At 70.8% G+C, this 13,112-nt stretch carries 13 protein-coding genes and 1 pseudogene; 4 read left to right on the plus strand and 10 right to left on the minus strand.

What is annotated here, in order from left to right:
* The 8 genes and pseudogenes from PCC79_RS06900 to PCC79_RS06935 all read right to left on the minus strand — a co-directional run.
* On the minus strand, positions 1 to 441 hold the full coding sequence (locus PCC79_RS06900; protein ID WP_232548169.1) for an RbsD/FucU family protein: 441 nt from the start codon (positions 439 to 441) through the stop codon (positions 1 to 3).
* A 9-nt stretch (positions 442 to 450) separates the two neighbouring features.
* The gene (locus PCC79_RS06905) at positions 451 to 1,434 is read right to left on the minus strand and encodes a LacI family DNA-binding transcriptional regulator (RefSeq protein WP_232548168.1); all 984 of its coding nucleotides are present in this window, start codon (positions 1,432 to 1,434) and stop codon (positions 451 to 453) included.
* Between the two features lie 4 nt (positions 1,435 to 1,438).
* Positions 1,439 to 2,854: a rhamnulokinase gene (locus PCC79_RS06910; RefSeq protein WP_342373387.1), complete on the minus strand. Its 1,416-nt coding sequence runs from the start codon at positions 2,852 to 2,854 to the stop codon at positions 1,439 to 1,441.
* Between the two features lie 17 nt (positions 2,855 to 2,871).
* Positions 2,872 to 4,785 carry an L-fucose isomerase gene (locus PCC79_RS06915; protein WP_425325656.1) on the minus strand — a complete coding sequence of 638 codons (1,914 nt, stop codon included), beginning with the start codon at positions 4,783 to 4,785 and terminating at the stop codon, positions 2,872 to 2,874.
* Positions 4,733 to 5,785: an ABC transporter substrate-binding protein gene (locus tag PCC79_RS06920; RefSeq protein ID WP_342373389.1), complete on the minus strand. Its 1,053-nt coding sequence runs from the start codon at positions 5,783 to 5,785 to the stop codon at positions 4,733 to 4,735. The genes PCC79_RS06915 and PCC79_RS06920 overlap by 53 nt, the downstream gene beginning before the upstream one ends.
* Before the next feature lie 53 nt (positions 5,786 to 5,838).
* Entirely contained in the window at positions 5,839 to 6,876 is a 1,038-nt protein-coding gene (locus tag PCC79_RS06925) for an ABC transporter permease (RefSeq protein ID WP_342373390.1), read from the minus strand.
* On the minus strand, positions 6,873 to 7,358 hold the full coding sequence (locus tag PCC79_RS06930) for an ATP-binding cassette domain-containing protein (protein WP_342373391.1): 486 nt from the start codon (positions 7,356 to 7,358) through the stop codon (positions 6,873 to 6,875). The genes PCC79_RS06925 and PCC79_RS06930 overlap by 4 nt, the downstream gene beginning before the upstream one ends.
* A 125-nt stretch (positions 7,359 to 7,483) precedes the next feature.
* Positions 7,484 to 8,452, minus strand: a pseudogene (locus PCC79_RS06935) (sugar ABC transporter ATP-binding protein); the annotation flags it as partial.
* A 155-nt stretch (positions 8,453 to 8,607) separates the two neighbouring features.
* On the opposite strand from PCC79_RS06935, the gene PCC79_RS06940 reads away from it, so the two are divergent.
* Positions 8,608 to 9,159 (plus strand): GNAT family N-acetyltransferase, encoded by a 552-nt coding sequence (locus tag PCC79_RS06940; protein WP_232548161.1) that lies wholly within the window; start codon positions 8,608 to 8,610, stop codon positions 9,157 to 9,159.
* A gap of 51 nt (positions 9,160 to 9,210) precedes the next feature.
* Here PCC79_RS06940 and PCC79_RS06945 read toward each other — a convergent pair whose 3' ends face one another.
* Positions 9,211 to 9,771, minus strand: coding sequence for a TetR/AcrR family transcriptional regulator (locus PCC79_RS06945; RefSeq protein WP_232548160.1), 561 nt, complete (start codon positions 9,769 to 9,771; stop codon positions 9,211 to 9,213).
* A gap of 88 nt (positions 9,772 to 9,859) precedes the next feature.
* Between PCC79_RS06945 and PCC79_RS06950 the strand changes: the two genes are divergently transcribed.
* Genes PCC79_RS06950 through PCC79_RS06960 form a run of 3 tightly spaced genes read left to right on the plus strand, consistent with a single transcriptional unit; the run spans position 9,860 to position 12,479 of the window.
* Positions 9,860 to 10,708, plus strand: coding sequence for a mechanosensitive ion channel family protein (locus PCC79_RS06950; RefSeq protein WP_342373392.1), 849 nt, complete (start codon positions 9,860 to 9,862; stop codon positions 10,706 to 10,708).
* A 9-nt stretch (positions 10,709 to 10,717) separates the two neighbouring features.
* Entirely contained in the window at positions 10,718 to 11,512 is a 795-nt protein-coding gene (locus PCC79_RS06955; protein WP_232548158.1) for an NAD-dependent epimerase/dehydratase family protein, read from the plus strand.
* A 52-nt stretch (positions 11,513 to 11,564) separates the two neighbouring features.
* Positions 11,565 to 12,479: a DUF4352 domain-containing protein gene (locus PCC79_RS06960; RefSeq protein WP_232548157.1), complete on the plus strand. Its 915-nt coding sequence runs from the start codon at positions 11,565 to 11,567 to the stop codon at positions 12,477 to 12,479.
* Between the two features lie 28 nt (positions 12,480 to 12,507).
* On the opposite strand, the gene PCC79_RS06965 is transcribed toward PCC79_RS06960, so the two are convergent.
* On the minus strand, positions 12,508 to 13,095 hold the full coding sequence (locus PCC79_RS06965) for an excalibur calcium-binding domain-containing protein (RefSeq protein ID WP_232548156.1): 588 nt from the start codon (positions 13,093 to 13,095) through the stop codon (positions 12,508 to 12,510).
* Positions 13,096 to 13,112: the final 17 nt, after the last annotated feature.

Consider the following 13,112-nt stretch of genomic DNA (forward strand, 5'->3'; position numbering starts at 1 on the left):
TCAGGAGCCTGCGCGCACACCCACGGTCAGCAGCAGGTTGGCGTACAGGCGCTGGTCGGCCGAGACGATCACGACCGTCACGTCGCTCGCCCGGGCGGCCTCGTAGAAGTCCCAGCGCGTGATCTCGTCGAACGCGACGCCCGGCAACGCCGCCCGGTACTCGTCGTGGGCCGGGATGGAATCGGGACGCTCCGCACCGGTCGCGTCGTCGGCCGGAACCATCAACCCCGCCCGCTCGATCGGAATCGCCTGCCGCACCACGTCGAGGATCTGGCTCACGGTCAGCAGCCCGGGCGCGAGGTTCAGGTACACCCGATCGGCGGACGCCGGCGCCCCGCTCGTCACGGGGTAGTTCCCATCGGTGATCAGGAGCTTGCCGCCGTGGCCGGAGCGGCCGAGCGCGGAGAGCAGTTCGGGATGGATCAGGGGTCCGTACAGCATGGTTTCCTCTCAGGTGGACGCGCGGACGATCAGGGTGGGTTGGATGACGGACGACGTGGCCGCCTGACCATTCATCAGGAGGTTCAGCGACGCGACAGCCTGGCGTCCCACGCCGTGGAAGTCCTGGCGCAGCGTGGTCAGCGGCGGATGGAACGAGTCGGCCCCAGGAATGTCGTCATAGCCCACGACGCGGACGTCGCCGGGGACGGAGCGGCCGGCCCGCCACAGCGCGTGGAGCGTGCCGAGCGCCAGTTGGTCGTTGGCGGCGAACACGCCGTCGATGTCGTTTGGCAGCGCGCTGACGAGCGGCACGGCCGCGGCGGCGTCCCAGGAGTCCGCGGGCAGTACCAGCTCGGGCATCCCTGCCTCCGCGCACACCGCCCGGTAGCCCGCCAGGCGGAGGTGGGCGTCCATCCAGTCCGGCGGCCCCGACACGTGCGCGACGCGCCGGCACCCGACGTCGAGGAGGTGGGTCACCCCCGCGCGCGCCCCGGCTTCATGGTCCACCGCGACGCCGACCGCCGTCGCCGGCAGCCGGTGCACGCGTCCCATGACGACCGTCGGCATCAACGCGGCGATTTGGTCGACCCACGGGCTCGGCTCGGTGCGGCCGCCGAGGATGATGATGCCGTCCGCCCCCATCGGCACCAGCTCACGGATGTCCGCCTCCTGCGTCCCGGGCGGCAGGACGGACGTGGACGTGTGCAACCCCAGCGCGGCCAATTCCTCGCAGATCGCCACGAACGCGGCCACCTGCCCGTGGAACATCTGGACGGCGTTGATGACGTGCACCGACCCGGTGCGGTGGGCCGACAGGGACCGCGCGGCCAGGTTCGGTTGGTAGTTCAGCCGACGCACGGCCTCCAGCACGCGCTCCCGCGTGGGTTCCGCCACCAGATCCAGCCCACGCACGACCCGGGAGGCCGTCACGACCGACACCCCCGCGTCGGCAGCGATGTCGCGCAGGTTGATCCGCTTCCCCCTGTTGTTCATGCCCTCATTCAATCCCACGCGCGGCCGGGTCGAAGGTGCGCGTCGCGGTGGACGCCGTGATCACCCCGGCGCGCTCGTCCGGCCCGAACGCACCCGTCAGCTCCAGCTGCGCGAGCAGCGAACCGAGCGCAGACGCCTCGGCCGGCCCGGCGACCACGGGGACGCCCACGGCGTCGGCGGTCAGCTGGCACAGCAGACCGTTGCGGGAGCCGCCGCCGACGACGTTCACCTGATCGGGCGGTCGGCCGGTGAGGTCGGCCAGGTCGCGGACGCCGCGCGCGTACCCGGCCGCCAGCGACTCGAGGACGACCCGCACGGTGCCCCCCTCGTCCAGCGGCGGCCCACCGCCGGCCGCCACGGCCGCGCCGATGCGCTCCGCCATGCCCCCGGGCCGGGCGAAGCCGGCGTCGTCGGGGTCGATGAGGACGCCGGCGCTCGGCGTCGCGCTGGCCCGCGTCACCAGCTCCGCGATGTCGTGGCAGGCGCCGGCCCGGCGCCACTCGCGCTGGCACTCCTGCAGCATCCACAGGCCCGTGATGTTGAACAGGGGGCGCAGCCCGCCGCCCGCGCAGGCCTCGTTGGTCAGGCCCAGGGCGCGGGCGGCGTCCGACAGCAGGGGTGCGTCGTGCAGCACGCCGAGCACCGACCACGAGCCACAACTGAGGAAGGCCGTGGTCGAGCTCACCGCGCGCGGCAACGCCTGGACGGCGCACGCGCTGTCGTGGGCCCCGCCGCGCACGACGGTCAGCCGCTCCAACCCGGGCAGGAGGCAGGGGCCGACGACGGTGTGCTCCGGCGTCACCCCACCGAACCAGGAGCGGGGGAGGCCCAACGCGGCGAACACCTCGTCGGAGAACGTCCCCGCGCCCGGCCGGGTGAGGGCGGTGGTCGAGGCGATGGACCGCGACCACCCCAGCTCGCCCGTCAGCTCCCGGACAAAGTAGTCCGGCAGCAGGAGCACGCGCTCGACGCGCGCGGCGGCGTCCGGCTCCTCGGTGCAGAACGCGAAGAGCTGGTTCGCGGTGTTGATCAGCGCGGGCGCCGTCCCGGTGGCCGCCCAGACGGCGGCGTCGTCCAGCCGCTCGCGGAAGGCGGGCAGCGTCCGCTCGGTGCGCTCGTCGCGGTAGGCGCGCACCAACGTGACGCGCTCACCCGCGGCGTCCAGGGCCGCGAAGTCCACCCCCCAGGTGTCGATCGAGACGGTGGCGGCGTCCGGAAACCGCTCCACCCCGGCCCGCAGGCCGGTGGCGATGTGGCCAAGGATGCCGTCGACATCCCAACACAGGTGCCCGTCGACGCGCTGGGCCTCGTGGGCGAAGCGGTACACCTCGGTCTGGCGCACCGCCTCGCCGTCGAAGGACCCGGCCACGACGCGGCCGCTCGAGGATCCCAGATCGACGGCGAGGGCGGTGGGTGCCATGGTTCAGCTCCCCTCGATCAGCCGTACAGCGGGCCGAAGGTGGCGCAGGCCCGGAAGTCGGCTCCCTCGGCGTCCTGCGTGCCGAACGACAGCCACGCCTTGGGCCGGAACACCTGGTCGGGCGCCACGTTATGCATGTTCACCGGGATGCGCAGCATCGCGCACAGCGTGATGAGCTGCGCACCGATGTGGCCGTGGCTGATCGCGCCGTGGTTGGCACCCCAGGCGTTCATGACGTCGTAGACGCTGGTGAGGGCGCCCTCGCCGGTGAGGTTCGGCACGAACCAGGTCGTCGGCCACGCCCGGTCGGTGCGCGCCTCGATGGTGGTGGCCACCTCGTCGGGCAGCTCCACGGTCCAGCCCTCGGCGATCTGCATGACCGGGCCGAGCCCGTCCACCAGGTTGACCCGGCACATCGTGACCGGTACCTCACCCGCGGAGCGGAAGTGCGTCGAGAAGCCGCCGCCGCGGAAGTAGCCCACGTTGGCCGGGTGGAACGTGGTGGCCCCCAGCATGGCCGCCTGGTCGTCCTCGGTGAGATCCCACCAGTGCTTGATGCCCGGCTCGCCGTCCACCGTGGCGGCGAACGTGCCGTCCAGCGTGGTGGAGCCGGAATTGCGCAGGTCGATGATGCCGCCGGACGCCCGACCCTCCAGCCGGTGCCCGGTGACGCGTTCGACCGCCTCGGGGCTCCAGTAGGTGCGCACGTCGGAGAAGAGCTGCGCCTTGTTCGTCAGCAGGTGGTTGAACAGCATGGACGCGCCGTTCAGGGCGTCGTTCTCCGTTGCCATGATGTGGGGCGGACGCGGCCCGTTCCAGTCGAACTGGGTGTTGAGCACGGTCTCCATCACGTCGCCGTTGGGCATGCCGTCGGTCCACTGCCGCTGGCCCTGGAAACCGGACGCCAGCGCCCCGTGGCCCAGCGCCTCCTCGCCGAAGCCGAGCTCGGCGAGCCGCGGGTTGCCCACCATGAGGTCCCGCCCGATGAGCGTCATCTTCGTGCAGTAGTCCCACCAGTCGTCGTGCTGGGCGGTCATCTGGTCCTCGGCCGGGTTGAAGTCCTCGCCTTGGGTCAGGTTCTCCCGGATCCACGAGCGCGCCTTCTCGTACTCGTCGGGGTCGTAGATGCCTTCGCGCACCCGCCGGTCGAACTCGCTCATGTCGATGTACTCGTTGCGCATGCCGAGGTACTTCGACCAGAACTCGTCCTTGACGACCGACCCGGCAATACCCATGGACACGCCGCCCATCGCGAGGTAGCTGCGCCCCTTCATGGTCGCGACGGCCAGGCCGGCGCGGGCGTAGTCGAGGAGTTGGGTGCGCACGGCGTCCGGGATGGTCTCGTCGTCGGCGTCCTGGACGTGTTCGCCGTAGATCCCGAACGCGGGAATGCCCAGCTGCGCGTGGCCGGCGAGCGCGGCCGCGAGGTAGACCGCACCGGGGCGCTCGGAGCCGTTGAAGCCCCAGATCGCGTGCGGCATGGTGCGATCCATGTCGATGGTCTCGGTGCCGTAGCACCAACACGGTGTCACCGAGAGGGTGAGCCCGACGCCCTCGCGGCGGAACTTCTCGGCCGCCGCCTGGGCCTCGGGAACGCGGCCGATCGTGGAGTCGGCGATCACGCACTCGATGGGGGTGCCGTCGGGGTGGCGCAGTTCGGCCGAGTAGAGCGCCGCGACCCGCTCGGCCATCGCCATCGTCTGGTCCTCGAGGCTCTCGCGGACGCCGCGGCGCCGGCCGTCGATGATGGGGCGGATGCCGATCTTGGGGTGTGGGAACGGGGGCTGCGGGGACGGGGGTTGCGGGGTCACGAGGGGGACACTTCCTTGGGTCGGTGGGGGGGGGCGGGTGGACCCGTGGGCCCACCCGCACCGGGGGTCACTCGTAGAGGTTGGCGGCGATCTGCGGGTCGTCGATGTTGGTGGCGTCATACCAGGCGTAGCCGGAGTCGATGACCTCGTCGAGCGGGAGGTCGTTGATCGCGCGGACGGCGGCCTCCACCGTCAGGTAGCCCATGCGCACCGGGGACTGGGTGACGGCACCGGCCTCCTGGCCGCTGCGGATGGCGTCCAGCTGGGCTTGGCCGGAGTCGAACCCGACCACCGTGAGATCCTGGCCGGACTCGACCGTGCCCTGCAGCGCGCCGATGGCCGACGCCTCGTTGGAGCCGTAGATGCCGACCATGCCGGGGTTGGCCTGGATCAGGGCGCGGGCGGTGTTGGCGGCGAGCCCGACCTCACCGGCGTACTGCGGATCCAACAAGGTGATCTCGGGGGCGTTCTCGGCCATGTACTCCTGGAAGCCCTCGCAGCGCTGCTGGCCGGTGGCGGAGGTCTGGTCGTGGCAGACCAGGCCGACGGTGCCCGTGCCGCCCACCAACTCCACCATGTGCTCGGCCGCAGCCGCTGCGGCGGCCCGGTTGTCGGTGGAGACGGTCGTGAGCGGGATGTCGGATTCCACCCCGGAGTCGAACGCGATGACGGGGATGTCCGCGGCCTGGATCTCCTCGAGAACGGGGCCAGCCGCCCCCGAGTCGAGCGCCGCGAAGCCGATGGCGGCCGGCTGCTGCTGCAGCGCCGTCCGCAGCTGGTCGAGCTGCTGGGTGATGGCCTGCTCGTTCTCCGGGCCGACGAACTCGACGCGGTAGCCGTAGTCCTCACCCGCCTGCTCGGCCCCCTCGCGGACCGCCTGCCAGAAGCGGTGCTGGAAGCCCTTGGAGACCAGGTAGACGGTCTGGGTGCCGTCGCCCTTCGGCAGGGTGGGGTCGGCCGCCAGATCGCCCGACGGCGCAGCGGTGGTGGACGTCGTGGCCGGCGCCGCAGGCGTCGTGCCGGTGGCCGGCGAGGTGGTTCCGGAGCCGGAGGTCGAGCAGGCCGTGAGCCCCAACAGGAGCACGGACGACACGGCCAGTGCGGAGCGCAGAGTGCGCATGGCGGTTTCCTTTCGTGGGGGGAGGACGGGCCTCCCGGTGGTGGGGTGGTGGATCAGAGGGAGGCGGCTCGCTTGCGTCGCAGGATGTCGGCGTAGACGGCCATGAGGACGACGACGCCGGTCACGACGAGCTGCCACTGCTGGGCGACGCCCATCATCTGCAGCCCGACGCTGAGGGTCATCATGAGCAGCGCGCCCATCATGGTGCCGACGATGTTGGCGCGTCCGCCGGCCAGCGAGGTGCCACCGATGACCACGGCGGCGATGACCTGGAGCTCCATGCCCAAGCCCTCGGCCGGCTGGACGAAGCCGAAGCGTCCGGAGTAGAGGATGGCGCCGAGGGCGGTGAAGACGCCGGCCGTCACGTACACCAGGGTCTTCCAGAGCCGCACGTTGATGCCCGAGAGCCGCGTCGCCTCCTCGTTGGAGCCGATCGCGAGGGCGTAGCGCCCCAGCAGCGTCTTGCCGAGCAGGACGGCGGCGACCACGCCGAGCAGGATGAAGATGAGCGCTGCGTTGGACAGGAACGGCAGCAGGCGGCCGTTGGAGATCCAGGCGTAGTCGGGGTTCTCGATCCGGATCGACGAGGAGCCGGAGATGATGAGCGACAGCCCGCGGGTGACCATCATCATCGCGAGCGTGGCGATGAACGGCGGGATGTCGAGGAAGGCGATCAGGATGCCGTTGACCAGCCCGATCGCCACGCCGACGCCGAGGGTGAGGAGCAGGCCGACGCCCAGCGGCAGGTTCATGAACGCGCTCGACATGAACACGCCCGCCATGACGGCGCAGAACGTCATGCCGGTGCCGACGGACAGGTCGATGCCGCCGGTCGCAATGATGAATGTCGCACCCAGGGCCATCGTGCCGATGGCGGCCGCCTGGAGCAGGATGTTGGGGATGACGACGACGGGGTCGAAGTTGTTCGCGAACGCCATGAAGAAGACGAAGACGACAATCAGGGCGGCGAACACGAAGAGTTGCTGCAACGAGGCACGAAGGGCGTCCCGCACGGGGGAGCGGCGCTCGTCCGTGCCCTCGGGGGTGACGGGGACGGGTGGGGTGGTCGGGGCGGTGGCGGCGGTGCTCACGAGACGTGTCCTTTCAACTGGGCCTTGCCCACCGTGGCGAGCTGCATGATGGATTCCTGGTCGGCTTCGGCGTTGTCGAGGAAGCCGGTGATGCGGCCGTGGGCCATGACCGCGATGCGGTGGGAGACGCGGAGAACCTCGGGCAGTTCCGAGGAGATGACGATCACGGCCTTGCCCTGGGCCGAGAGTGACTCGATGAGTTCGTAGATCTCCTCCTTGGCGCCCACGTCGATGCCGCGGGTCGGCTCGTCGAAGATCAGGACGTCGCAGTCGCGCACGAGCCACTTGGCGATGACGACCTTCTGCTGGTTGCCGCCGGACAGGTTGCGCACCAGCTGGTTGACGCTCGGCGTCTTCACGCGGAGCCGTCGGGCGTACTCCTCACCCGTGGCGCGGATCTTGGCGTCACGGGTGTAGCCGGCCGTGCTGAAGTCACCCATGGCGGCCAGGGCGGTGTTGGCCTTGACGTCTTGTTCGAGCACGAGCCCGTAGCGCTTGCGGTCCTCCGACAGGTACCCGATGCCCGCGCGACGGCGTCCGCCGCCGACCGGATGCGCACCGGGTGACCGTTCACCGCTATGGTGCCGGACTGGCGCGGATCGGCCCCGAAGATGCAGCGAGCGACCTCGGTGCGACCGGCCCCCATCAGCCCGGCGAACCCCAGCACCTCGCCCCGGCGCACCTCGAAGGACACGTCGGAGAGGAAGTTGCGGGTGGAGAGGTTCTCCACGGCCAGGGCGACGTCGTCCGAGCGTCGGTGTGGGGCCGGACGCGCGTCCCCGGAGACCTCGCGGCCGACCATCATCGAGATGATCTCGCGCATCTCCACCTCCCGCGTCGCGACCGTGCCCACGTACTGGCCGTCGCGCAGCACGGACACCCGGTCGGTGATCTCCTCGATCTCGGGCATGCGGTGGGAGATGTGGATGAGGCCCGTGTCGGGGGCCACGAAGTCGCGGATGAGCTCGAACAGGGCGTCGCTCTCGGCGAGGGTCAGCGCGGCCGTCGGCTCGTCCATGACCAGCACCTTGGAGTCATAGGACAGGGCCCGGGCGATCTCGACCATCTGCTGGCGCGCCACCGACAGGTCGCGGATGAGCGCGCGCGGGTCGAGTGCCTTCATGCCGAGGCGCTCGAAGAGTTCACCGGCCCGTCGATTGAGCTGGCTGTCGCGCACCAGGCCGCGGGTGTGGCTCTGGGGCCTGCCCAGGAACAGGTTCTGCGCGACCGTCAGGTCCGGCACCATGTTCAGTTCCTGGTGGATGATGCTCAGCCCGAGCTCGCGGGCGTGATTGATGTTGCGGACGTGCACCTGCTGGCCCTGGAGCCAGATCTCGGCCCCCGGGTCGGGGGTGTAGATGCCGGTCAACACCTTCATCAGGGTCGACTTGCCCGCACCGTTCTCGCCGCACAGGCCGAGCACCTCGCCGGCGCGCAGATCGAGGTTCACGTTCTGGAGCGCTCTGACGCCGGGGAACGTCTTGGAGACGTTCTTCAGCTGCAGAAGAGTGTCCACGGGGTACTCCTTCGTACCGGGTTGTGATGCTTCGTGTTGCAGCGATGATAACGCTGTCATTCCAATCGGGCAACCCAGCGCCTGCGTCTGTTGGGGCCCGACAGGCACACTCCGGTCTCAAACTCCGCTTCCGGTGGCGGAGTTTGACGACCAAGGTGGAGTTCGAGCCGACAGGAAGGGGCGGTGTCGTTGACCCCTGCGTTTACGGTGACCCCATGAACCGCCTGCCGCCGGTCGTCACGCTGCGTCCGTCCACGCTCGCCGACGCCGACGTCATCGCCGGATGGGGATCCGATGACGCGTTCTGTCGCGCGGCAGACTGGACGGTCGGGTTGCCGCCGGATCGCCTTCTCGCGTTCCACCGGCGCCTGGTGACGGACCCCCCGACCGGACTGCTCCGCCTCAGCGTCGTCCACGAGGTGCAGGTGGTCGGCTACGTCGACCTCTACGGCACAGACCCCGGACGCCGCCAGCTCGGCTTCCTCATCGGGCCACGGGAGCGGTGGGGCCGGGGGTTCGGCCTGGCCGCGGCGCAGGCAGGCGTGCGCCACGGGTTCGACGTCCTCGGCCTGGACGAGATCTGGGCCGAGGCCCTCGACGCCAACCGCGCCTCCGTCCGAATCCTCGAGAAGATCGGGATGATCGAGACCGGACGCGGCGACGACGGCCACCACCTGGGCCGTCCGACGTTCCACCGCCAGTTCTGTCTCACCCGTCCGGTCGGACTCGCTCACACTCCGGTTTGGGCCTCAAACTCCGCGACCTGAACCGGAGTTTGAGCCCGAAGTGTGAGTGTCGGCGCCCGGATCCGGGGCGCGTCAGCCGAGCAGCCGCGACACCGCGGCGGACGCCAGCGCCCGCACCTCGGCGTCCGGGCGCGGCGCGTAGAGCAACTGTGTTGCCGCCCCGTGGGCGAGCGCCACGAACGTCCAGGCGACGCCATCGGCGTCCACCTCCTCGCCGACGCGGCCACGCGCCTGCTCCTCGCGCACCCAGCCCGCGATGGTCGCACGCAACCCTGCGTCGGACGCCGCGACAGCGCCGGCGATGCGCGCGTCATGGGCGGCGCGTTCGGTGAACGCGGCCGCCTCGAGCGTCGTGGCGCGGGACGCGGCGTCGCCGGGCATCAAGGACATGAACACCGCCACCAACCGCTCGGCCAGGGGGCCGGAACCCACACCGAGCGACGGCGCGCCCTGCCGGTGCCGGATGTACATCGCCCGAACCAGCTCGTCCTTGGAGCCGAACGCCTTCTGCACGGCCCCGAGCGACCACCCGGACGCCGACGCCACCGCCCGGAAACTCACCGCCCCCAGGCCCTCACGCGCCAAGATCGAAAGGGCCACATCGGCGAGTTCGGTCTGGCGGGGCGAGAGCACGAATCCCAGCCTAGCGAGCGGGCCGCTGCACCCGGCGGGCTGGGTCGGGCACAATGGCCCCCATGGTGGACGAGAGCGCGGCGCGCTGATGCCCACGTCGATCACGTGGCAGGGCGCGCTGCTGGCGTTGCAGATCTTCGGCGCCGGCCTCCTCGTGTCCTATGCCGTCCGGTGGCTCGCCCGCCGGCTCCTGTTGTGGCGCGGCCGCGGCCCCAGCTCCGCGGCCGTGTTCGCTCAGGTCACCCAGTGGGTCGTGGTGTTCGCGTTCCTGAGCGCGGCCATGACGGTGGTGTTCCCGAGCGTCCGCCCCGTCGACATCCTCGGTGGTGTCACCATCGTCTCGGTGGCCGCCGGTACCGCGTTCCAGACCGTGCTGGGCAACATGTTCGCGGGCCTCGTCATCCTGGCCCGTGACCGGTTCCGCGTCGACGACCAGATCTCGATGGACTCCCTCTCCGGCACGGTGGTCGCCATCGGCCTGACCTCCACCGTGGTGCGCACGTTCGACGGACGCCTCGTGGTCGTCCCGAACACGGTGCTGCACGACAACATCGTCACCGTCCAGACCGGGTATGAGCAGGTGCGCAGCACGGTCACGTTCAACCTCGACCCGGGTGCCGATTTCGAGCATGCCCGCACGGTTGCGCTGAAGGCGCTCTACGACATCCGGGGGGTGTTGAACGACCCCGAGCCCAAGGCGCTGCTCACCGAGGTCGACGAGGCGGCGGTCACCCTGGAGCTGCGTTTTTGGACCGGATCGCTGCAGCTCGAGACCCTCGAGGCCCGCAATCTGGTCGTCTCCCGCGTGCTCCAGGCCTTCGCCGCGCAGGGGGTGGCCACGCAGTCGGCCACCGTGATGATCGAACCTGGGCCGGTGTTGCGCTCCCTGCTCAACGGCTCCCTGCGGCCGCCCACGTCCTCACCGGCCGCTGACTAGCATGGGGGCATGGCAGCGAAGCAGAACTCACGGCGCAAGGTGCTCATCACGGGTGTGACCGGCAATCTCGGCCTCGTGCTGGAGGAGCGGTTGGGTGAGGACTACGACCTCGTGACCCAGGGTCGTCACCCGGCGAACGAACACCAGGAAAAGACCATGCACAAGGTCGACCTCGACGACTACGACGAGGTTCTCGGCATGATGGAGGGCGTCGACACGGTCGTCCACCTGGCGGGCGCGGCCTCCCCCGATTCGGAGTGGGACGCCGTCCTCACGGCCAACATCGTCGGCCTGCGCCACGTGCTGGAGGCGGCGCGCGAGTCCGGCGTCCGCCGGGTCGTCTTTGCCTCCTCCAATCACGCCATGGGCATGTACGACCGCCACGAGGAGTGGCCGGTCTACCCCCACCACCTGCCGCGACCGGACTCGCTCTACGGCGTGTCGAAGGCGTTCGGCGAGGTGCTCGGCCGGTTCTACCACGACGAGTTCGGCCTGGACTTCATCGCCCTGCGCATCGGTTGGATGTCGGGCGACCCGATGGCGGCCGACGAGGACATCCTGCACGCCATGTGGCTCAGTGAGGACGACTGCGAGCACGTCATCCGCCGCGCCATCGAGGCCGAGGTGACGTTCGGCCTCTACTACGCGATCTCGGACAACCCGAACCGCCGGTGGGACCTCACGAACACCATGCTCGACCTCGGCTACCGCCCCCAGGACTCGTGGACCGACCGCACGACGGAGCAGGAGGAGGTCGTCGAGGGCGGCGCCGAGGTGCGCGACAACTGGCCCGCCGGTTCGTGACGCACCGCGCCCCGGGCGGGGTGGGGTCGCCCGGGTGCCGTAGTCTCCACCCATGACGAATCCCACCACGCCGTCCGATCCCGAGTGGGAGCCGGCGGATCCCGACGCCACCCGGGTTGAGCCGGCCGGGCATGGGGACGCCTATGCGGACGCTTACGCCGATGTCGACGCGGACGCCCCCGCGTCCGACCCGGACGCCTCGCACCTCGGCGCGCCGACCACGCACAGCGAGTACACCCGCGTGGAGTCCGGGATGGCTGAGACGGCCGTGACACCGCGGCCGATCACCAGCCAGTGGTGGTTCTGGGCGCTCCTGGCCGCCCTGGTGGCGGGGCTCGTCATCTGGGCGCTGACCTCGTTTCGCGGCAACCAGAGCGCGACCCCCGCGGCGACCCCCACGCCGTCAACCGTCGTCACGGCGACCGCGACCACGTCGCCCAGCGCGACCGCGGAGCCCAGCCCGAGCGCGACGGCGAGCGCGACGGCGAGCGGGACGGGAACCCCGTCCCCGTCGGCCACGTCGACGGCGACGACCACCCCCGGCAGCGACCTGGGCGACGCGGCGGGTGAGGAACTGCACCCGCTGGGCAGCGTCGTCTCTTCGGGCCCGTTGGACCTCGTCGTGCACAACGCAACCTTCGACGAGCCCTCCGGTGGCACGCGCCGCCTCGTGGTCGACGTCACGGTCACCAACAACGACGCTGCGGCCCTGCCCCTCATCCCCGGCCAGTTCGTGGCGGTCACGCCGCAGATGTCCGGTGACCAGGTCGAGTTCGTCCGGCACCAGCTGGACGAGGCGGCGACCGCCGACCTCGGCACCGCGATCTTCGACGCGCAGGTGCAGCCCGGTGAGGCCGCGCAGGGACAGCTCGTCTACGAGGTGCCGGCGGACGCCGTCGCCTACGCCCTCGCGTTCCGTGGCACGACGGACGCCTCGATCGTCGGCATCGACCTCGGTCGCCCCTGACCCGGCGGCGGACCCCCGGGCTGCGGCCTCAGCTTTCGCAGACCACCCCGTCGTCGTCACCGTCCCGGTACCAGTCGTACTCCGGGTCGACCCCACTGCGGTAGGGGCCGTGCCCGTTGGCCCGCGCCTCCTTGCAGGTCGAGAAGCGGGGATCGGTCTGGGCCGCGGCGGCGGGCACGGACGCGAACCCCGCCGGCTGTGCGGGCGGAGCCGCCTCGACCGTTGTCGTCACCGTGACGGCCGGGGCGGTCAGGGTCACCGGGGGCGCCGTGACGGTCGCTGGCGGTGCCGTGCGGGTGACGGGCGGCGCAGTGATCGTGACGGGAGGGGCTGAGGGAACGGCGGCCACCCCCTGGGCGGCCGAGCCCTGGCCACTCACGTTGCCCAGCAACCCGCCTGCGAGAAATGCCAGCGCGGGCGCCAGAATCCAGTGCCGCGCGCTCCAAGGCCGGGTCTTCAGCGGCGAGGGAGTCGCGGTCGTCGCGTCGTCCTCGACCCAGAATTCCCATCCCGGAGGAGCAGGCGGCCAACTGGGATCCGGCTTCCAGGACGCATCGGGCGTCCAGTCGGCCGGCGGTTGCGGCCAGCCGGGCGGGGCGTTGAATTGCGGGGCCATCGATACTCCTTGCGGGT

The sequence above is a fragment of the Propioniciclava soli genome (genome assembly GCF_038502305.1).
In the GTDB taxonomy this organism is placed as follows: Bacteria; Actinomycetota; Actinomycetes; order Propionibacteriales; family Propionibacteriaceae; genus Propioniciclava; species Propioniciclava soli.

Bases quoted from the DNA above. Each gene is read 5' to 3' on its own strand.
- PCC79_RS06950 (WP_342373392.1), top strand. From the start codon at position 9,860: ATGCCCACGTCGATCACGTGGCAGGGCGCGCTGCTGGCGTTGCAGATC.
- PCC79_RS06955 (WP_232548158.1), top strand. From the start codon at position 10,718: ATGGCAGCGAAGCAGAACTCACGGCGCAAGGTGCTCATCACGGGTGTG.
- PCC79_RS06960 (WP_232548157.1), top strand. From the start codon at position 11,565: ATGACGAATCCCACCACGCCGTCCGATCCCGAGTGGGAGCCGGCGGAT.
- PCC79_RS06920 (WP_342373389.1), bottom strand. From the start codon at position 5,785: ATGCGCACTCTGCGCTCCGCACTGGCCGTGTCGTCCGTGCTCCTGTTG.
- PCC79_RS06905 (WP_232548168.1), bottom strand. From the start codon at position 1,434: ATGAACAACAGGGGGAAGCGGATCAACCTGCGCGACATCGCTGCCGAC.
- PCC79_RS06940 (WP_232548161.1), top strand. From the start codon at position 8,608: ATGAACCGCCTGCCGCCGGTCGTCACGCTGCGTCCGTCCACGCTCGCC.
- PCC79_RS06965 (WP_232548156.1), bottom strand. From the start codon at position 13,095: ATGGCCCCGCAATTCAACGCCCCGCCCGGCTGGCCGCAACCGCCGGCC.
- PCC79_RS06910 (WP_342373387.1), bottom strand. From the start codon at position 2,854: ATGGCACCCACCGCCCTCGCCGTCGATCTGGGATCCTCGAGCGGCCGC.
- PCC79_RS06915 (WP_425325656.1), bottom strand. From the start codon at position 4,785: ATGACGCCACCAACATCGACGACCCGCAGATCGCCGCCAACCTCTACG.
- PCC79_RS06900 (WP_232548169.1), bottom strand. From the start codon at position 441: ATGCTGTACGGACCCCTGATCCATCCCGAACTGCTCTCCGCGCTCGGC.